Origin of the sequence: Alcaligenes faecalis (assembly GCF_009497775.1) — a bacterium.
GTDB lineage: Bacteria > Pseudomonadota > Gammaproteobacteria > Burkholderiales > Burkholderiaceae_B > Alcaligenes > Alcaligenes faecalis_D.
This window is the reverse complement of sequence record NZ_CP031012.1, coordinates 1,148,163-1,168,738: the sequence shown is the minus strand read 5'-3', so window position 1 is coordinate 1,168,738 and position 20,576 is coordinate 1,148,163. Positions and strand designations below refer to the sequence as shown.

Below are 20,576 nucleotides of genomic sequence, written 5' to 3'. Positions count from 1 at the left end.
ATTTTCAAGCCTGCTCCGAGCTGTCGTTCAGCTCCACATCACTGACCTGGGCACTCTGCCGCTTGGCTTTCTGCTCCCGCAGAAACGCCAAGGCACGAGCAGGATCACGGGTACGGGCAAAGGGTGGCAAACCACGCCACAGCAATTTACCGTAGGGTTTCTCGACAATACGGGTGTCGCCCACCATCAGCACGCCCCAGTCACGCTCGGTACGAATCAGACGCCCTGCCCCTTGTTTCAAGGCAATGGCGGCTTCGGGCAACTGGTATTCCATGAAGGGATTACCGCCCCTGTCCTTGCACTCCTTGATACGGGCTTCCAGCACCGGATCATCGGGTGGTGCAAAAGGCAGCTTGTCGATAGCAACCAGCGTCAAGGCATCACCGGGCAGGTCAATCCCTTCCCAGAAGCTGGCACTACCCACCAGCACCGCATTGCCACGCGCACGGAACTCGTCCAGCAGAACTTGCCGTGAACGCTCCCCTTGGCGCAGCACATTGCGCTCTATGTCTTCCCGATCAAATCGGTCCCGCAGCATATCTGCAATCCGCTCTACCGAGCGCAAGGTGGTACAGAGCACCAGCACACCACCCTGACCGGCCTTGATCAGCGGAATGAGCGCATCCACGAATGCCTGATTGAAATTCGGATGGCTGGGAAGCGGCAAGGTGCTGGGTACATAAAACAGCGCCTGATTCGGATAGTCGAAGGGCGAAGCCCAGGCTTCGGTACGGGCATCGAACAAGCCCAGTTGTCGCTTGAAGTGGTTGAAATCCCCATGCACCGACAAGGTGGCCGAGGTCAGCACCCAGGACTGCTCCTTGCCTCTGTAGCGCGAGAAAATCTTGGCCACCGACAAAGGCGCGCTGTGCAGGCGCAGATAGTGCTGGCCGCTTTCTACCCAACGCACAAACTCGTCGGGCTGATCATCATCTTTTTCGCTTTCGGGCAGATAGGCGTGGCGGCCCTGACGGTCCGGCTGGCTCCATTGGAACAAGCGTGCACGCAACTCCAAAGCACTTTTATGCGCCGCCGCCAGGTCTGGATGGCGTTCAGCCACCATGGCCAGCATCTTGATGACCTTGTCGAAGGTCTCCAGCAAATTTTCCAGCGCTTCATCAAACAGCTCGGGCTCGGGCAAGGCCTGGAACGTCGCACGGCCACCTTGAGCCGCCAGCGACGCAGTACGCAAATGCAAATCCCGAGCGGCTTGTTCCAGCTTGCGGGCGACCTGGCTCCAGTCCACGGTCTCGCGCGCCTGGGCCAGACCTGCCGCTTCTATCTGCCGACACAAATCCGTCAATTGATACAAGGACACGCTGCTACCCAGAAAACGGGTGGCCACGTCGGGCAATTGGTGTGCTTCGTCAAACACCACCAGATCCACGCTGGGCAGCAAATCCGTCACGCCCTCTTCGCGCAAGGCCAAGTCAGCCATGAACAAGGCATGGTTCACCACCACCACATCGGCATCCTGGGCATGACGGCGTGCTTTCATCACAAAGCAGTCGCGCACAAAGGGACAATCCTGCCCCAGGCAGTTATCCCGTGTGGAAGTGACTCGGTGCCAGATATCGGCGTCCTCGGGGACTTCCGCCAGCTCGCCCTTGTCGCCGCTACGGCTGCGCTCGGTAAAAAGCTGAATGGCACGCAAGTAAGCGATTTCCGCACGGGACTTCAGGGCACGGTCATCCTGCCCCAATCGTTCCAGATGGTAATGACAGACGTAATTACTTCTTCCCTTGAGCAAAGCCACATCGACCGGCAAGGCCAGCGCTTTACGCAGGTGGGGAATATCCCGACGGAACAATTGATCCTGCAAGGTGCGCGTTCCGGTCGAGACCAGCGCTTTACCACCTTGCATGAACACGGGCACCAGATAGGCCCAGGTCTTGCCCGTGCCTGTGCCCGCCTCGGCAATCAGGACGCCGGACTCGGCGACCGTCTCGCTGATGGCTTGGGCCAGTTCCAGCTGAGCCTGCCGCGGACGATAGTGCGGGACAGATTCTGCCAGTGGGCCTTGGGGGGAAAATATATCGGAATAATCCTGCAACAACATGGGGCAAAACCGCTAAGGGAGAGGTGACGAATGACAGAACTGTCTACAATCACAGTGGAATACATACAAGATGATACCTGCCAATTCTGGGTCGCTGCCGGTCTTTATGGCAAAATGCGGCGCTTGCAGACCCTTTTACAACGATGGACCCATAACTGAAATGACTGTGGAAACCCTCGCCCAGCAACAGGATCACCAACAGATTCTGGCGCTACTGGCCTCTGAACTGAACATCCGCATCCAACAAGCCGCCTCTACGGTTGAGCTCTTGGACAACGGGGCCACGGTCCCTTTTATCGCCCGTTATCGCAAGGAAGCGACTGGTGGCCTGGACGATAATGTCCTGCGTGATCTGGAAGTGCGCCTGATCTATTTGCGCGATATGCAATCGCGTCGTCATGCCATTCTGGAATCGATCCGCCAGCAAGAGAAACTGACGCCCGAGCTGGAGCAAGCCATTCTGGCGGCTGACACCAAGCAGCGTCTGGAAGACTTGTACGCGCCGTACAAGCCCAAGCGTCGTACCCGTGCCCAGATTGCCCGCGAAGCCGGCCTGGAGCCGCTGGCGGACGCCATTCTGGCCCAGAAGGATGCAGACCCTCTGGCGCTGGCCGAAGGCTATCTGAATGCCGAGGCCAAAATCGACACGGCCAAGGCCGCCCTGGACGGTGCCCGCGACATTCTGGCCGAGCGCTTTGCCGAGCAGGCCGATCTGCTCGAAGCCATGCGCGACTATCTGTGGAAGTCCGCCCACCTGTACTCCAAGGTTGCCGAAGGCAAGGAGCAGGAAGGCGACAAATTCCGCGACTGGTTCGACTTTAACGAAGCGCTGCGCCAACTGCCTTCTCACCGCGTACTGGCTTTGTTGCGCGGTCGTCAGCAAGGTGCGCTGGACCTGCGCCTGGGCCTGAATCCCGAACAGGATGAACTTCTGCCCCACCCTTGTGTGCTGAAAGTTGCCGAGCTGACCAACATTGGCGCGAATTTCTCTGCTGACGCCAGCCCACGTGACCACTGGTTGGCCGAGGTCTGCCGCTGGACCTGGCGCGTCAAGCTGCTGACAGCGTTCGAGTCCGAGCTGATTGGCCGTCTGCGCGAAGAAGCCGAGCAAGAGTCTACCCGCGTTTTTGCCGCCAACCTGCGCGATCTGCTGCTGGCCGCCCCCGCTGGCAATAAAGCCGTGCTGGGTCTGGACCCAGGTATTCGTACTGGCGTGAAAGCCGCTGTGATCGATGCAACCGGCAAGGTGCTGGATACCGCCACCGTCTACCCCTTTGAGCCACGCCGTGACCGCGAGGGCTCGATTCGCACTCTGGCCGGTCTGGCAACACGTTATCAGGTTGAGCTGGTGGCGATTGGCAACGGCACTGCATCGCGCGAAACCGAGAAACTGGTCGCTGACCTGCAGTCCGCTTTCCCACAACTGCCGCTGACCCGCGTCGTCGTATCCGAGGCGGGCGCTTCGGTGTACTCCGCTTCCGAGATGGCCGCCCAGGAATTCCCTGATATGGACGTCAGCCTGCGTGGTGCCGTCTCTATTGCCCGCCGCCTGCAAGATCCGCTGGCCGAGCTGGTCAAGATCGACCCTAAATCCATTGGTGTGGGTCAGTACCAGCACGACGTGAACCAGCGCGAACTGGCTCGCAGCCTGGATGCCGTGGTCGAGGATTGCGTGAACGCCGTGGGTGTGGACGTCAACACCGCTTCTGCTCCCCTGCTGGCGCGCGTTTCCGGCCTGAACAACACACTAGCCAAAAACATCGTCACCTGGCGTGATGAAAACGGCGCCTTCCAAAGCCGCAAGCAGTTGCGTGACGTACCTCGCTTTGGTGAGAAAGCCTTTGAACAGGCAGCCGGCTTCTTGCGTATTCCCGGCGCGGCCAACCCTCTGGACGCCTCGGCGGTTCACCCCGAAGCCTACCCGGTTGCCGCCCGTATTCTGGAACGTCTGCAAACCGAAGCCAGTGATGTCATGGGTAAATCCGGCGCATTGAAAGGCTTGTCACCATCGGACTTCACGGATGAACGCTTTGGTTTGCCCACCGTGCGTGATATTTTTAACGAAATTGAAAAGCCCGGCCGCGACCCTCGCCCTGAATTTACGACCGCCAAATTCCAGGAAGGCATCAACTCCCTGAACGATTTGACACCCGGCATGATTCTGGAAGGCGTGGTCACCAACGTGGCCAACTTTGGTGCCTTCGTGGACGTAGGCGTACACCAGGACGGTCTGGTCCATATCTCGGCCCTGTCCGACACGTTTGTAAAAGATCCGCGTGATGTGGTTCGCGTGGGTCAGACGGTTAAGGTTAAAGTCCAGGAAGTGGATGTAGCCCGCAAGCGTATTGGTTTGACCATGCGCCTGAACGACGACAGCGCCCCGGTGCGCGGTTCCAGCAGCACAAGCAACGCTCCCCAGCGCCGTTCCGGAAACAATCGCCCCAACCGGCAAGCTGAACCGGCACCAACAGGTGCTATGGCAGCCGCCTTTAGCAAACTTCGGAGATAAGCCATGACTGAGACCGAGCGCCTTTCCCAACTGACGCGTCTGCTCAATCTGCTGACCGGATTTGATCAGAAGGAACAGGATATTACAGCCATCAGCCAGTCCGTGCTGACAGCCAGCGCCAGCCCTGCAGCAATGGGCGAAGCGTATGGCAAGCACGCCCAGAACCTGATGGAACACGATCCGGATGGCGCTCTGATCCTGGCCATCAGCTACGAACTGGACGACTACCTGGCTCTGGCCGATACCGTGGACGAACTGTGGGAAGAAATTCTGGCCGCTTTTGAAAGCCAGGACCTGCCCGCCTTTCCCTACGACGACATGCCTTTTCAGGATGTGGACGGCTTTTTCCAATGGGCGAACGAGCAGTTGCAGGAGTTTCACCCCTCCTACTGCCTGCTGGAGTTTGCCCAAAGCTATGACGAGGAATTTCAGCTTATCGTAGTCAAACGCGAGAACCTGGAAGAAATTCTAAGTCTGTGTGAAAAACTGGATATTCCCGCCCAACCTGCCGAATAAGACAGGTATTCCTGGCCCAAGCCCATCATCAAGCCCTGCATGAACATTCATGCAGGGCTTGATGCTTTTGGCCCGCTTGAATGCAAAGCGCCTCAAAGCGCATTAGACTGGTCCCGCCATCAGCGTCAACAAGGCGAACCTCCTGTACTCGCCTGGCTGCCTGGCCCAAACAGAAACATCCCACTTTGCCGTGACTGGCGCAAAGCCAAATCCAGCACGGCAAGGTCCAGAAGGAGAAGCATGGTGCAAAAGCACTGGTCGCAGGTCGAACTCCTGCACGAAACCGTATCCAATCCCAATATCCATGTGCGTGGCACACACAGCTACTACAGCCATGCCTGGACCGGCAGTTTTGAAGAAAGCGTGGTGCGTTACCTGTACGGGGACGAATACAGCCGCAAGGCCTGGACCTCTCAATGGCCGGTAGACCAGCTACATATTGGCGACTACGTGTGTATCGGTGCCGAGGCCGTGATTCTGATGGGCGGCAATCATACCCATCGCATGGACTGGTTCAGCCTGTATCCCTTCGTGGACAAGATTACGGATGCCTACGTCGGTAAGGGTGACACCCATATCCATGACGGTGCCTGGATCGGCATGCGGGCCATGATCATGCCTGGTGTCGTGATTGGTGAAGGCGCTGTGGTGGCCTCGGGGGCAATTGTGACCAAGAGCGTGGCACCGTACACGATTGTGGCCGGGAACCCAGCTGTGCCCGTGCGCAAGCGCTTTGATGAGGCAAGCATTGAGCGGTTGCTAGGTCTGAAGATATATGAGTGGCCGGAAGAGAAATTCACGGCTCTGCGCGACGTGATCTGCGCAGAAGATATTGCGGCATTGGAACTGGCCAGCAAAGACTGGGATCAGAAGTCCACGGCTCAGGCCCGGACCTGAACCCTTGCCCTTGCCCTTGCGGCAGGGGCTGCAATTGCCGAGCAGCCTTTGTAGCTCAAGCCGACATCAGGGATGTCGCTGCCGCAGGCTTGATCCTGAAATACCTTTCAAGGTATTGATAAAAAAGTAAAAAATAAAACAGCCCCAAACGTGAGATGAATATCTCGTTTTTGGGGCTGTTTATTTTCAAACTTGCTTCAACGCAGAGTGCGGCAGCACAAAAAGGCTCGCTGCATCTGGCATGGGATCAATCCTACGCAAGCTCTTTGCCAAGGATCAATCCCGCAGCAGACACACTACTTAGTCACGCATCGAATCCAAAGCGGCTTCAAGCGCGTCACGCAGATCTACCGATACGCGAGCGACTTCCTCACCGGCACAATGGATTTGCAGCTCCTGGCCGTCTTGCTTGATCACCTCTGCAAACGCAGCTGTCTGCAATGCCTTGATCGCTACACCAGCCTGTTTAGGGTCAGCGTAGGAGCGGGACAGGAACAACTCTTGCCCAGCAGCATCTTGCAGGCGGAAACGGAAGGTGCCGTCTTCGTCGCGGAAGTTCACAAAACGGGCTTTACGGGCCTTGGCTTCGGACTTGCTGGCAGCGGTACTCAAAGGATCGCGCAGGCCTACGGCAGCCTTCAGCTCATGGATGAAAGGCGTTGCGTAGGCACGCGCCTTGCGGGCCCCCACTTGCAGCAGCTCTTCAATTTCCTGAGGGCGGGCCATCAGGGATTCATAACGCTCGCGCATGGGGGCGATCATGGTTTCCAGAACTTGATGCAAGGCTTCCTTGGCTTCACCCCAGGCCATCCCTTCGATCAGTTGCTGACGGAAAGCCTGAGTCTGCTCTGGCGTCGCAAAGGCCTTGTACAAAGCCGTCAGGTGGGAATCATCCGGGTTCTTGGGTTCGCCTGGGCCTTTGGAGTCCGTCACGATACGGGCAATGGCGGACTTCAGAGCCTTGGCACCGCCTTCAAACAAGGGAATGGTGTTGTCGTAGCTCTTGGACATCTTGCGACCGTCCAGGCCCGGCAACAAGGCCAGGTCCTCTTCTACCTGCACTTCAGGCAGCACGAACAGCTCTTTGCCACGACCGTACAAATGGTTGAAGCTCTTGGCGATATCGCGTGCCATTTCCAGGTGCTGTACCTGGTCACGGCCCACGGGCACTTTGTGCGCGTTGAACATCAAAATGTCGGCCGCCATCAGCACAGGGTAGCTGAACAAGCCCATGGTGACGCCATCATCAGGTTCAATACCGGCAGCCTCGTTTTTATCCACGGAGGCTTTGTAGGCGTGCGCACGGTTCATCAAACCCTTGCCGGTCACACAGCCCAGCATCCAGGACAATTCCGGGATTTCAGGAATATCGGATTGACGGTAGAACGTTACTTTTTCCACATCCAGGCCGCAGGCTATCCAGGTGGCTGCAATCGCACGGCGCGAAATGGCTACGCGCTCCGGATCGTCACATTTGATCAGGGCGTGGTAGTCCGCCATGAAGAAAAATGCGTCGACATCGGCTTGCTGGCTAGCACGGATAGCAGGACGAATCGCTCCGGCATAGTTACCCAAGTGTGGAATACCGGTCGTTGTAACGCCGGTCAGTACTCGTGTCGTCATGATAAAAAATACGCTTATAAAACTACGTGTCAGGGTCAGGGATCAGGCGCATTGGCCACCGGCCGCGCCCAAGCCCTACAAAATAACTGCCTGGCGCCGTTCTGACTCCAGATACTCGCGCGATTGCATTTCCATCAAACGCGAGACAGTACGGTGGAACTCATTGGCCATGGGGCCATCTACATACAACTCTTCCTCGGGCACCGCCGCGGACATAATAAATTTGACTTTGTGATCGTAGAAAACGTCCACCAGCCAGGTAAAGCGTCGTGCTGCAGAAGCATCACGGGCTGTCATGCGAGGGACATCAGACAGGATCACAGTCTGGAAACGATTGGCCAGTTCCAGATAATCGTTCTGCGAGCGCGCACTGACGCACAGGGTCTCGAAATCAAACCACACAGCCGAGCCTGACAAGGCCACCGCTTTCACATCCCGGTTTTCGATGCTGAGCACAGGCTCTTGAGGAGCCGTGTCCGACAAGGCCGTGAACATGGATTGCAGTTCTGCGGTGGTCTCCGGACCCAATGGCGTCAGATAGGTTTTCACCTGCTCCAGCGCACGGCGGCGGTAATCCACACCCGTATCCACGTTCATGATGTCCATGTTCTTCTGGATCAGCGCAATGGCGGGCAGAATCCGGTCACGATGCAAACCTTCCGGATACAGCGTGGAGGGCTCGTAGTTGGAGGTCATCACAAAGGACGTACCGCGCTCGAACAGGCCCAGCAGCAGCTTGTACAGAATCATGGCATCGGCCACATCCGAGACGTGGAACTCGTCAAAACAGATCAGGCGGTAACGCTTGGCGATACGCTTGGCGACTTCGTCCAGCGGGTCGCTCATGCCTTTGACCTGATTCAGCTCCTTGTGTACGCCACGCATGAACTCATGAAAGTGAATGCGGGTTTTGCGCTTGAGCGGCACCGTCAGGTAGAAGGCGTCCATCAGAAAGCTCTTGCCGCGCCCTACACCACCCCACAGGTATACACCACGCGGCACTTCCGGGCGGGAAAACATGCGACGCAAGGTACTGGAGCGCATCTTGCGATACTCCACCCACTCGTCGTAATAGCGTTGCAGCCGGTCTATAGCTTGCTCCTGTGCCTGGTCGGCACGGTAGCCTTTTTCCGCTAAAGCCTGATGGTAATACTCGCGAACATTCATATCACTGAAAATAAAAGAACCTGTCCAGGACAGGTAGTGGTCTGCCAGCATGCACTGCGGTCCACAGCAGTACGGCTTCTGTTGCAGGGTCTGAGCATACTGCGCGGTCAATTATCTCACGCATCGCAGCCGCTACCGACTGCTTTGATCAGCCTTTCGTGACGAAAAAAAGGGCGAGCCTGTGCCCGCCCTTTTCCAACAACACCCTGAAAGTCTATCAGAAGTTCAGAGCGCGTTTGTCCACTGCCAAGGCCGCTTCTTTCAGGGCTTCGGACAGGGTTGGGTGAGCATGGCAAATACGGGCGATGTCTTCCGACGCGCCACGGAATTCCATGATCGCAACAGCTTCAGCCACCAGCTCGGAAGCCACAGGGCCCACAAAGTGCACGCCCAGAACTTCGTCAGTCTTGGCGTCAGCCAGAACTTTCACAAAGCCGGTGGTGTCACCCAGTGCGCGGGCACGGCCGTTAGCCAGGAAGGGGAAGCTGCCAGCGCGGTAAGCACGGCCTTCGGTCTTCAGTTGCTGTTCGGTCTTGCCAACCCAAGCGATTTCGGGGGAGGTGTAGATAACCCAAGGCACGGTGTCGAAGTTGACGTGAGGTTGCTGACCAGCCAGACGCTCGGCCACAGCCACACCTTCCTCTTCAGCTTTGTGAGCCAGCATAGGACCACGCACCACGTCACCCACAGCCCAGATACCTGGCAGGCTGGTAGCGCAATCGTCGTCAACGACCACGAAACCACGCTCGTCCAGTTTCAGACCAATGGTGTCAGCACCCAGACCGGCAGTGTTAGGAACACGGCCAATGGAGACGATCAGCTTGTCGGCTTCCAGCTTTTGCTCGGCGCCCGAAGCGTCTACGTAGTTGATGGCCACGTGCTTGGCAGTCTTTTTGATTTCGCCAACTTTCACGCCCACATTGATCTTCAGACCTTGCTTGGTGAAAGCTTTCAGGGCTTCCTTGGCAACGTCGCGATCCACGGCGGACAGGAACTCGGGAGCACCTTCCAGAATGGTCACTTCGGCACCCAGGCGACGCCACACGCTACCCAGTTCCAGACCAATCACACCGGCACCGATAACGGCCAGTTTCTTGGGAACCTTGGGCAGACGCAGTGCGCCATCGTTAGACAGAATTTGCTCTTCGTCGAACTCGGCACCGGGCAAGGCACGAGCCGAGCTACCGGTCGCGATGATGACGTTCTTGGCAACCAGCTCTTCAGCGTTGGCTCCAGCTACGTTCACCGACCAGCCGCCATCAACCTTGGCGCCAAACGAAGCGGTGCCGTGGAAGAAGTTAACTTTGTTCTTTTTGAACAGGTACAAGATACCGTCGTTGTTTTGCTTGACGACCACGTCTTTACGACCGACCAGCTTGTCCAGGTTCAGCGACACGCCCTTGACGTCCACGCCGTGCTCGGCCAAATGCAGATTGGCGTGCTCGAAGTGTTCGGACGATTGCAGCAAGGCCTTGGAAGGAATGCAACCTACGTTGGTGCAAGTACCGCCAGGAGCGGGTTTGCCTTCAGCGGTGGACCATGCGTCCACGCAAGCGACGCTCATACCCAGTTGAGCAGCACGGATGGCGGCGATGTAGCCACCAGGGCCTGCACCAATCACGACAACATCAAATTGCTTAGCCATAAAAAATCCCATAAATGTGAAAAGGCACACTGGACCGTCCAGAAGTCAGACGGGAAAGAATCAGGCGGCGACAGCCAACCCCCAGGGCCTTAAACAAAGTCGGCCAAGGCTTAGAAGCAAGCACTTGGCCGTAAACATACTAGACCGAAACTACCGCGTGCTTAGACGTTCAGCAGCAAACGCTGAGGATCTTCCAGCGCTTCTTTCATGGCTACCAGACCCAGAACGGCTTCGCGGCCGTCGATGATGCGGTGGTCGTAGGACATAGCCAGGTAGTTCATGGGGCGAATCACGATCTGACCGTTTTCCACAACAGCGCGGTCCTTGGTGGCGTGAATGCCCAGGATGGCGGACTGAGGTGGGTTGATGATCGGGGTGGACAGCATGGAGCCGAACACGCCACCGTTGGAGATCGAGAAGGTACCGCCTGTCATTTCTTCCAGGGTCAGCTTGCCGTCGCGAGCACGGGCACCGAAGTCAGCGATTTGCTTTTCGATGTCAGCAATGGACATTTGATCAGCGTTACGCAAGATAGGCACCACCAGACCACGTGGGCTACCAACAGCCACACCGATGTCAAAGTAACCGTGGTAGATGACATCTTTGCCATCAACCGAGGCGTTCAGCACGGGGTATTTCTTCAAAGCAGCAACAGCAGCTTTAACGAAGAAGGACATGAAGCCCAGTTTCACACCGTGTTCTTTCTCGAACTGATCCTTGTATTTTTTACGCAGATCCAGCACAGCTTGCATGTTCACTTCGTTGAACGTGGTCAGCATGGCGTTTTCGGATTGCGACTGCAGCAGACGCTCAGCGATACGAGCACGCAGACGGCTCATGGGCACGCGCTGTTCTGGACGGCCGTCCAGGGACAGGGTTGGAGGTGCAACAGGAGCGGCAGCAGGCTTGCTGGCAGCAGCGTTGGCTTCCAGAGCGTCACCCTTGGTGATGCGACCACCACGGCCGGAGCCTTCCACGGAGCTGGCTTCCACGCCCTTTTCAGCCAGGATCTTGGCAGCGGCAGGCGAAGCAACGGAAGAAGCAGCAGCGCTGGCAGCAGGAGCAGCGGCGGCAGGGGCAGCAGCAGGAGCGGCTTGTTCAGCGGCGGCAGGAGCAGCAGCGGTAGCCTTGCCTTCGGAGTCGATACGGGCCAGCACGTCGCCGGAGGTAACGGTGCTGCCGTTGGCCTTGACGATTTCGCTCAGCACGCCCGAAGCAGGAGCGGGAACTTCCAGAACGACCTTGTCGGTTTCGACTTCGATCAGGATTTCGTCAGCCTGGACCATTTCGCCAGGTTGTTTTTTCCATTCCAGCAAGGTTGCTTCGGAGATGGATTCAGAGAGTTGGGGAACCAGAACGTCAGTAATTGCCATGATTATATTTTCCGTATTTAAAATTTGGGGTGCGTTATTTGGTCAGCATGAAGCCTTTGCGAGCGCCGAAAGCCTGCTCCAGCAACGCCTTGTGCTGTTCCTGGTGTTTGGCCAGGTAACCCACTGCAGGCGAAGCGGAAGCGGCACGACCGGCGTAGCCAAGCTTCTGACCTTCGGTCATGTTCTCGTAGATGTGATGCTGAACGTAGAACCATGCACCTTGGTTTTGAGGTTCGTCCTGAACCCAGATAACTTCCTTGGCGTTGCTGTATTTAGCCAGCTCTGCCTGGAAGGCCTTGTGGGCAAACGGATACAACTGCTCCACACGGATAATGGCAATATCGTTGCGCTCCAGCTCTTTACGGTGGTTCACCAGATCGTAGTAAACCTTGCCCGAGCAAGCCAGAACACGTTTGACAGCGGCGGCATCAATCGCCTGATCCGTCTCGCCGATCACGGGCATGAAGTGACCTTCAGCCAGATCGCTCATTGGCGAGGTTGCGTCTTTATTACGCAGCAAGGACTTGGGTGTCATGATGACCAAAGGCTTGCGGAAAGGACGGATCATCTGACGACGCAGAACGTGGAAGATCTGGGCGCCGTTGGTGGGCTGAACAACCTGGATATTGTTGTCTGCGCACAGTTGCAAGAAGCGCTCGATACGGGCCGAGGAGTGCTCCGGACCCTGACCTTCGTAGCCGTGTGGCAGCATCAAGGTCAGACCGCAATGACGGCCCCACTTGGCTTCACCCGACGTAATGAACTGGTCAATCACAACCTGGGCACCGTTGGCGAAGTCACCGAACTGGGCTTCCCAGATGGTCAAAATGTTGGGCTCTGCCGAAGCGTAACCGTATTCAAAAGCCAGCACGGCTTCTTCGGACAGGACCGAGTCGATCACCGTGAAGGTAGCCTGACCTTCGGAGACGTTCTGCAAAGGAATGTAGGTGCCGTCGTTCCAGCGCTCACGTTTTTGATCGTGCAGCACAGCGTGACGGTGCGTGAACGTACCACGGCCCGAATCCTGGCCGGTAATACGAATGGCGTAGCCGTTGTTCACCAAAGTTGCAAAGGCCAAGTGCTCGCCCATGCCCCAGTCCACTTGAGCTTCGCCACGTGCCATGGCACGACGGTCGTTCAGCATGCGGTTGACCAGTGGATGAACGGTAAAGCCTTCGGGTACGGTGGTCAGTTTTTCACCGATACGGGCCAGTTCGGACATAGGCAAGGCGGTGTCAGCCTGGTCAGTCCATTTGGCGCCCAGGAAAGCAGACCAGTCGGTAGCGTACTTGTTCTTGTAGTCAGTCAGAACAGGTTCAACCGTGCGCTTGCCGTCTTCCATCAGTTGACGGTAGCCCTTGACCAGATCTTCGGGTTCGTTCTCGGCCAGAATGCCTTGAGCAACCAGCTTGTCGGCGTACAGCTTGCGTGTACCGTTGTGCTGACCAATCTTCTTGTACATCAGCGGCTGGGTCATCGAGGGAGTGTCTTGCTCGTTGTGGCCCAGTTTACGGAAGCAAACAATATCAACCACGACGTCGTGCTTGAACTCGCGGCGGAAATCCAGAGCCAGCTGAGTCACGAACACCACGGCTTCGGGATCGTCGCCGTTGACGTGGAACACAGGGGCTTCAATCATCTTGACCACGTCCGTGCAATACAGCGTGGAGCGTGTATCGCGGGGGTCAGAGGTGGTGAAACCGATCTGGTTGTTAATAACGATGTGCAGTGTGCCACCGGTACCGTAGCCACGGGTCTGGGCCAGGTTCAGTGTTTCCATGACCACGCCCTGACCGGCAAATGCCGCGTCACCGTGAACCAGCACGGGCAGAACCTGGCTGCCTTCTTCGTCGTTACGACGATCCTGGCGAGCACGGACCGAACCCTCGACCACTGGGTTCACAATTTCCAGGTGGGATGGGTTAAAGGCCAGGGACAGGTGAACCGGACCGCCACGAGTGGACAGGTCGCTGGAGAAACCGTTGTGGTATTTCACGTCGCCGTCGGTCAGACCTTCAGCGTGATGGCCTTCAAATTCGGCAAAAAGGTCACCGGGCATTTTGCCCATGATGTTGACCAGCATGTTCAGACGACCACGGTGGGCCATACCCACGATGATTTCCTGAACGCCGTTCTCGCCAGCGTGGTTGACGACTTCATCCATACAAGCGATGAAGCTCTCGCCACCTTCCAGGGAGAAGCGTTTCTGACCTACGTATTTGGTGTGCAGGAAGCGCTCCAGGCCTTCGGCCTCGGTCAGCTGCTGCAAGATGTTGCGTTTTTGGTCAACGTTGAAAGAACCTGTGCCATGCACCGACTCCAGGCGCTGCTGAATCCAGCGCTTGACGACCGGGTCGGAGATGTACATGAATTCTGCGCCCACCGAACGGGAGTACGTGTCACGCAAGGCCTTGAGCATGTCGCGCAGCGTCATGGTGTCGGCTTTGGTGAAGTAGGTGTTGGTGGCGGAGTAGACCTGGTCCAGATCCGCTTCGGTCAAACCGTAGAAAGCGGGGTCCAGTTCTGGAATGCTGGGGCGTTCGGAGCGCTTCAGGGGATCCAGCTCGGCAATGCGGGCACCCAGGGAGCGGTAAGCAGCAATCATGGACTGAATCGACACTTGCTTCATGGCAACTGTCAGGTCCGGAGCTTGCGCGCTGGTCAGGAAGGCATTGGCTTTGGCACGTTGGGCGAAGGACTCAACGATAGGAGCGTGAGCTTGATCGCGGGTGCTGTCGCGGCCGTCAGTAGCAGGCTGATGCTGCAATTGATCGAAGTACTCGCGCCATTGGTCGGCGACGGAGCCTGGATTGTCGAGGTAGGACTCGTAGAGTTCTTCGACGTAAGGAGCATTGCTCCCGAACAAATAAGAGTTACTGAGCAGTTCTTTTTGCGATGACATTATTACGCTTCACCTATCCGAGTGTTTCACTCGTGTTGAGATGCAGGAAAACCTTCCGCGACACGGACCTCGCCGGTTAGCGGATAGCAGGAGCAGAAGGCAACGTAGGACGCCTTATACAAGCCGTATCGATCTAGTATAACGCCGCACACAAAAGGCGCAATTGATGACATCTAAAATGCTTGGCAACTACATCAGACCGTTGGCATTAACAAACACATCGATCTATCACACGGGCGAATTCTTACAAAAGAAGCGCTCCAAATCATGATTGACGCCCCTTGGCTGCCCCACATGAAGGAAAAATTCCGATATGCTAATCGGGTGCAGCAAGTACGCGCTTCGCGGGCCCCTTTTCCACCAAACCGAGCCCAGCCTGCCCTTGGTCACCTTGAGGCAGGCAACAAGCGTTGCCATGACATATGCTGCCTATAACAAATCAGCACCTACCTGGTGACTGTATTTCTTATAAATTAGATTCACTTTTACACTAGAAAATCCTATCAGGAGCTTTACCAAAATGGATGCCAACGCCGATCTGGCCAAACTTGCGCTGGACTATCACGCGTATCCCACTCCCGGGAAAATCTCGGTGGTCCCTACCAAGACCCTAGCCAATCAAGATGACCTCTCGCTAGCCTACTCCCCCGGCGTCGCATCTGCTTGCATGGCCATCCACGCCGAAGGCGAAGAAGCCGCCGCCAAGTACACCTCGCGCGCCAACCTGGTTGCCGTGGTCACCAACGGTACCGCCGTGCTGGGTCTGGGCAATATCGGCCCTCTGGCCGCCAAGCCCGTCATGGAAGGCAAAGGCTGCCTGTTCAAGAAATTCGCCGGCATCGACGTGTTCGATATCGAACTGAACGAAACCGATCCGGACAAGCTGGTCGACATCATTGCCGCACTGGAACCCACCCTGGGTGGTGTGAACCTGGAAGACATCAAGGCCCCCGAGTGCTTCTACATCGAGAAGAAGCTGCGCGAGCGCATGAGCATTCCCGTGTTCCACGACGACCAGCACGGTACCGCCATCATCTCGTCCTCCGCGGTTCTGAACGGCCTGAAAGTCGTCAACAAGAACATCGCTGACATCAAGCTGGTTTGCTCGGGCGCTGGCGCTGCTGCCATTGCTTGCCTGGACTTGCTGGTTGCCCTGGGCGTGAAGCTGAGCAACATTTTCGTGGCTGACTCGCGTGGCATCATCTGGAAAGGCCGTGACGAGAACATGGAGCCCAACAAGGCTCGCTACGCTCAGGAAACCGACGCCCGCACTCTGGCTGATGCCATGGTCGGCGCTGACGTATTCCTGGGTTGCTCGGCTCCTGGCGTTCTGAGCGCCGACATGGTCAAGACCATGGCCGACAAGCCTCTGATTCTGGCCCTGGCTAACCCCGAGCCTGAAATCCGCCCTGAAGTGGCCAAGGCTGCCCGCCCTGACTGCATCATCGCAACCGGCCGTTCGGACTACCCGAACCAGGTCAACAACGTGCTGTGCTTCCCCTTCATCTTCCGTGGCGCCCTGGACGTTGGCGCCAGCGTGATCAACGAAGAAATGAAGCTGGCTTGCGTGAAAGCCATTGCCGAGCTGGCCCAGGTCGAGCAAAGCGACGATATGGCCACCGCTTACGGCGGCGAAGATCTGCGTTTTGGTCCTGAGTACATCATCCCCAAACCGTTTGATTCCCGCCTGATCGTTCAGATCGCTCCTGCCGTGGCCCAAGCTGCGATGGACTCCGGCGTTGCCGCCCGTCCCATCGAAGATATGGACGCCTACCGTCAGAAACTGATCGCCATGACCTACCACACCGGCCCGCTGATGCGTCCGTTGTACATGCAGGCCAAGGCTGCGCCCAAGCGCATCATTTACGCTGACGGCGAAGACGAGCGCGTATTGCGTGCCGTACAAACCGTGGTGGACGAAAAGCTGGCCCAGCCTATCCTGGTCGGTCGTCCCAACGTGATCGAAATGCGTGTCAAGAAAGCCGGTCTGCGTCTGGAAGCAGGCAAGAACGTGCAAATCGTTGACCCCGAAGATGATGATCGCTTCACCGACACCTGGACCGCCTACTACAAGCTCAAGGCACGTGAAGGCGTTACTCCGGACATCGCCAAAGCCATGATCCGCAAGCACAACTCGCTGATCGGCGTGATGCTGCTGCAACGCGGTGACGCAGACGGCATGATCTGCGGTGTGGCCAGCAACTACGACAGCCAACTGCAATACGTTGAGCAAGTCATTGGCCTGAAGAAAGAAGCACAAACCTTCGCCGCCATGAACGTGCTGATGCTGCCTACACAAACTCTGTTTGTGTGCGACACACACGTTAACGAGAACCCCAACGCCGAACAGATCGCCGACATGACGATCCAGGCCGCCGAGGAAGTTCGTCGTTTTGGCGTGGTCCCTCGCGTTGCTCTCTTGTCGCACTCGAACTTTGGCAGTCGCCAGACCGAGTCCTCGCGCAAGATGGCCAAGGCTCGTCAGATCCTGGCTGAACGCGCTCCAGACCTGGAAGTGGACGGCGAAATGCATGCTGACTCCGCTCTGTCCGAGAAGATCCGCCTGAAAGCCTTCCCCGACAGCACGCTGCGCGGTTCGGCCAACCTGCTGATCACTCCTAACCTGGACGCCGGCAACATCACGTACAACATGCTGAAGATGACAGGCAGCAACGGTGTGGCCATGGGCCCCATCCTGCTGGGTGCGGCTCGCCCCATCCACATCCTGACCACCAGCGCTACTGTGCGTCGCATCATCAACATGACAGCCCTGGCTGTTGTGGATGCTCAGCAAGAAGCCCAGCAAAACAGCTAATCCTGTTTAGCTGAATAAAAACCGGATGCGGCGTAAAGCGGCATCCGGTTTTTTTTATTCCATGCTGACTTCAGCACCCTGTTTCAATAAACAAAACTGTCGCCTGATCTAACACAGTATTAATGCTCAAGCTCAGTTACCCCGCAGTGGACACAGCACAGGCGCATACCCTCTCTACGGCATACCGAGTACCCCGTATCTTGAGCAAGCTCGCTCCGTCAGCCATGAAGTGCTCATGTCGCAGGTTCTGACGAACCCTCACAGGCAATACATAAAAAGCGATATTGCAGATTCGCGTAAGGATCAATGACTTTCAGCGAACAGCAGATGGCAAATAACCAAAACGTGCGCGGAATCGGTCAGAGAAACGAGCACGGGACTGGTATCCACAAGCCTGTGCAATGTGTGGAATGGTCCAGGATGTCGTCTGGAGCAGCATCAGGGCATGGTGCATGCGAGTGTCGATCAGCAGCTCTTCGAAACGCACACTTTCACCAGCAAGACGTCGTCGCAAGGTGGCCTCGCTCATCGCCAATGCACGACCAGCCTCATGCGCTGTCCAGTTCTGATCCGGCGCCTCGCCTATCAAGGTGCGCAAGCGCGCGGCTGTCCCGCTCTGCTTGCTGCCCTTGAAGGCATAGCCTCGTTCAGCAAGTGCAAAAAGAAAATCCATCAGCCGACACTGGAGTCGTTCGTCGCTCACACGCTTGGCGTCCACGCTTTCGAGTACCCGGCGTAACGTTGATTCAAGGTCCTCATCCAGCGGTGCCAGCCGATAAGGGGCCAAGCTACTGCTCTCCGACGAGGGGGCAGAGCGATCACGCTGAAACAGCTCCAACAAGTTTGTCGAGAGCGTCAAAAAGACAGAACGAAAACGCTTCTCCAGGCCATCCGGTGTTTTCAGCAAATCCACGCTGGTGCCCGGCTCGACGAGCAGCAGCGACCTTGGAGCATCGCTGACTACATCGACCGCAAGCGGGTGAAGATCGTCCTTCAAGTCGAGCCGTCCGGCAGCGACAAGCAGCACGGTGGCATCATGGAACAAAAAACGCGGTGTGTACTGCACCTGCGTCAGAACAGGCTGCGCCAAGGCGCACAAGCCACGCCGAAGCACTGGCGTGCCAGATGGCAGCGACCAGTGACGGCAAGGCTCAGATTGCGCAGTTGCCTGGGCGATTGCTTGGGCGTTTTGCCGAGGCTCTGCTGTGGCCTGTTTGCGCTGACTCACAGATCAGCCAGGAGACACGGATGGGTTGAGGCTATACAAGCCTGTCAGGCTGGCTTGCCCCAGTACCGGAGCGCTGGCTAGTGCGGCACGCACATTAGCGCCTGTGAGTGGCCCATCCACTGCAAGAGCCGGTGTAGCCAAGGCATAGACCGTAAAGATGTAGTGATGAACCAAAGTGTCATTCCAGGGCGGGCATGGGCCATCGTAGCCGTGGTAATCGCCCTTCATTTGCTTGTCACCGGCAAACCAGCCGGTGTAGTCGTTGATGCCGTGACGCAAACCACCCTCCAGCTCAGGGCCAGGCTTGCCGCGCGGTGTGACACTGCTGGAATGCGAGCCGGGCGCGATCTCTGTCGTGCTGGCGGGAATGTCGAGCAGCAGCCAGTGAAAAAAGTCGACTCGTGGCAGGTCGGCAGGCACTTCGCGGCCTTCCTGATTCACATCATCCCCACGACTGGGCACATCCGGGTCGTGGCAGACGACGACGAATGACTGAGTACCTGCGGGCACATCGCTCCAGGCAAGATGCGGATTGCGATTCGACGACAGCGCAATGAGTGCACTGGCATCGGGGACGGCGAAAGCGAATTCGCCAGGAATCGCCTGACCATCCTGAAAACTTTGACTGATGAGTTGCATATGGAATTTCGTCTCGTGCTTGTTGAACAATTAATGCTGTACAGCCTACGCACAGCAAATGATTATTCTAAGGACGCAGGCATTCCCTCAACACAACATATCCAATCAATTGTTTTTCATTTCCAATCAAATTGATCTCTTTTGAATTGTTTGATGGATGAGAACACCCAAGTCCTGAAAGCCGCGCACCTGCCCAACCTGAAGATCGAACAGGCTTTCGAGCTATCCGACGCTTCCGCCTAGCGTTCCGCTGCCGCATGTATCGTGCGCCTGAGCAAAGAGCCCATCATCGAATACCTGAACAGCAACATCACACCCCAAGAGCGGCTTACTTCCGCACGCGCCCTGCACGCACAGACAAAGGCCAGCTGATTCGGCGGTGCTGATCAGGGTCTCCCCACTGCTTACGCAGCTCCACTTCTACTGCGCTCAAGGGGCTGGTGCCCAGCGCTTTTTCAGCCGCTTTTACAGCAGACCAGGTTCTGATGTATCCCAATAACTGCGGCAGATTCCAATCCACTTCGATGGCCAGAGGCGGCAAGCTCAGCTCCTGAAAAGGGAAGGCGAAACGGCGGTAACCGTCCTCCACATGGCGACGCTCTGGTGGCCAGTAAGCACCGATGGTTTCATAGTAGAAATGCTGCATGACGCTATCCACCTCGCCCTCCACATGAAGAACGCCATAGGTGATCAAAGCCAGCAAAGCATCAGGGCGGACGATACGCTGAACCTCGGCATAGAAAAGCTCCAGATCCAGCCAGTGAGCCGCTTGCGCGACGGTAATCAAATCCACGCTGCCATCAGCCAGACCGCTGTTTTCAGCCAAAGCCGTGCGATAACTCACACCCTCTTGCTGTTGCGCCTGAGCAATCTGATCGGCGCTGCCATCCGTGGCAATCACTTCCTTGAATCGCTTGGCCAGCAACACAGAAAGCTGCCCGGTTCCGCAGGCGCAATCCAGCGCTCTATCCTGTGCGGGGCTGAGTTCGGCCAATACGTCAGCCAGCTTTTGGGGGTAGCTGGGACGGTAGTTGGCATAGTCAGACGCAACCTGGGAAAAGTGATCTTTGAATTTAGGGTCTTCCATCGCTTTGCCTTTGTCTCTTAATTTCAAGCCATATAGTAGTTTGCGAAACGAGGGGGCTGGAGGTCAGCTTCAAAAAGAGGTTCTTTTTTTAGCGTGCACATAAGACTCCACCAGTC

13 protein-coding genes are annotated in these 20,576 nt (G+C 56.9%); 4 read left to right on the top strand and 9 right to left on the bottom strand.

What is annotated here, in order from left to right:
* Positions 1–4 precede the first annotated feature (4 nt).
* Positions 5–2,059 carry an ATP-dependent DNA helicase gene (locus DUD43_RS05295; protein WP_153229435.1) on the bottom strand — a complete coding sequence of 685 codons (2,055 nt, stop codon included), beginning with the start codon at positions 2,057–2,059 and terminating at the stop codon, positions 5–7.
* A 160-nt stretch (positions 2,060–2,219) separates the two neighbouring features.
* Here DUD43_RS05295 and DUD43_RS05290 point away from each other — a divergent pair, with 160 nt between their 5' ends.
* The 3 genes from DUD43_RS05290 to DUD43_RS05280 all read left to right on the top strand — a co-directional run bounded on the left by DUD43_RS05290 (position 2,220) and on the right by DUD43_RS05280 (position 5,981).
* Entirely contained in the window at positions 2,220–4,568 is a 2,349-nt protein-coding gene (locus tag DUD43_RS05290) for a Tex family protein (RefSeq protein ID WP_153229434.1), read from the top strand.
* A gap of 3 nt (positions 4,569–4,571) precedes the next feature.
* Positions 4,572–5,084 carry a hypothetical protein gene (locus DUD43_RS05285; protein ID WP_153229433.1) on the top strand — a complete coding sequence of 171 codons (513 nt, stop codon included), beginning with the start codon at positions 4,572–4,574 and terminating at the stop codon, positions 5,082–5,084.
* 240 nt (positions 5,085–5,324) lie between these two features.
* Positions 5,325–5,981, top strand: a complete 657-nt coding sequence (locus DUD43_RS05280) for a CatB-related O-acetyltransferase (RefSeq protein ID WP_153229432.1) — start codon at positions 5,325–5,327, stop codon at positions 5,979–5,981.
* A gap of 300 nt (positions 5,982–6,281) precedes the next feature.
* Here the strand turns inward: DUD43_RS05280 and DUD43_RS05275 are convergent, their stop codons facing one another.
* The 5 genes from DUD43_RS05275 to DUD43_RS05255 form a co-directional block, all read right to left on the bottom strand.
* Positions 6,282–7,604: a tryptophan--tRNA ligase gene (locus DUD43_RS05275; protein WP_153229431.1), complete on the bottom strand. Its 1,323-nt coding sequence runs from the start codon at positions 7,602–7,604 to the stop codon at positions 6,282–6,284.
* Positions 7,605–7,679: 75 nt separating this feature from the next.
* Positions 7,680–8,771, bottom strand: a complete 1,092-nt coding sequence (gene zapE, locus DUD43_RS05270) for a cell division protein ZapE (RefSeq protein WP_042484467.1) — start codon at positions 8,769–8,771, stop codon at positions 7,680–7,682.
* 217 nt (positions 8,772–8,988) lie between these two features.
* Positions 8,989–10,416: a dihydrolipoyl dehydrogenase gene (gene lpdA, locus DUD43_RS05265; RefSeq protein WP_153229430.1), complete on the bottom strand. Its 1,428-nt coding sequence runs from the start codon at positions 10,414–10,416 to the stop codon at positions 8,989–8,991.
* 161 nt (positions 10,417–10,577) lie between these two features.
* On the bottom strand, positions 10,578–11,789 hold the full coding sequence (odhB, locus tag DUD43_RS05260; protein WP_153229429.1) for a 2-oxoglutarate dehydrogenase complex dihydrolipoyllysine-residue succinyltransferase: 1,212 nt from the start codon (positions 11,787–11,789) through the stop codon (positions 10,578–10,580).
* 34 nt (positions 11,790–11,823) lie between these two features.
* The gene (locus DUD43_RS05255) at positions 11,824–14,691 is read right to left on the bottom strand and encodes a 2-oxoglutarate dehydrogenase E1 component (protein ID WP_153229428.1); all 2,868 of its coding nucleotides are present in this window, start codon (positions 14,689–14,691) and stop codon (positions 11,824–11,826) included.
* A gap of 520 nt (positions 14,692–15,211) precedes the next feature.
* On the opposite strand from DUD43_RS05255, the gene DUD43_RS05250 reads away from it, so the two are divergent.
* The gene (locus tag DUD43_RS05250; protein ID WP_153229427.1) at positions 15,212–17,506 is read left to right on the top strand and encodes an NADP-dependent malic enzyme; all 2,295 of its coding nucleotides are present in this window, start codon (positions 15,212–15,214) and stop codon (positions 17,504–17,506) included.
* Between the two features lie 313 nt (positions 17,507–17,819).
* Here the strand turns inward: DUD43_RS05250 and DUD43_RS05245 are convergent, their stop codons facing one another.
* The 3 genes from DUD43_RS05245 to DUD43_RS05235 form a co-directional block, all read right to left on the bottom strand.
* Positions 17,820–18,596, bottom strand: coding sequence for a helix-turn-helix transcriptional regulator (locus tag DUD43_RS05245; RefSeq protein WP_228125901.1), 777 nt, complete (start codon positions 18,594–18,596; stop codon positions 17,820–17,822).
* Between the two features lie 141 nt (positions 18,597–18,737).
* Positions 18,738–19,373, bottom strand: a complete 636-nt coding sequence (locus DUD43_RS05240; RefSeq protein WP_153229426.1) for a YbhB/YbcL family Raf kinase inhibitor-like protein — start codon at positions 19,371–19,373, stop codon at positions 18,738–18,740.
* A 328-nt stretch (positions 19,374–19,701) separates the two neighbouring features.
* Positions 19,702–20,460 carry a class I SAM-dependent methyltransferase gene (locus tag DUD43_RS05235; RefSeq protein WP_153229425.1) on the bottom strand — a complete coding sequence of 253 codons (759 nt, stop codon included), beginning with the start codon at positions 20,458–20,460 and terminating at the stop codon, positions 19,702–19,704.
* Positions 20,461–20,576 lie beyond the last annotated feature (116 nt).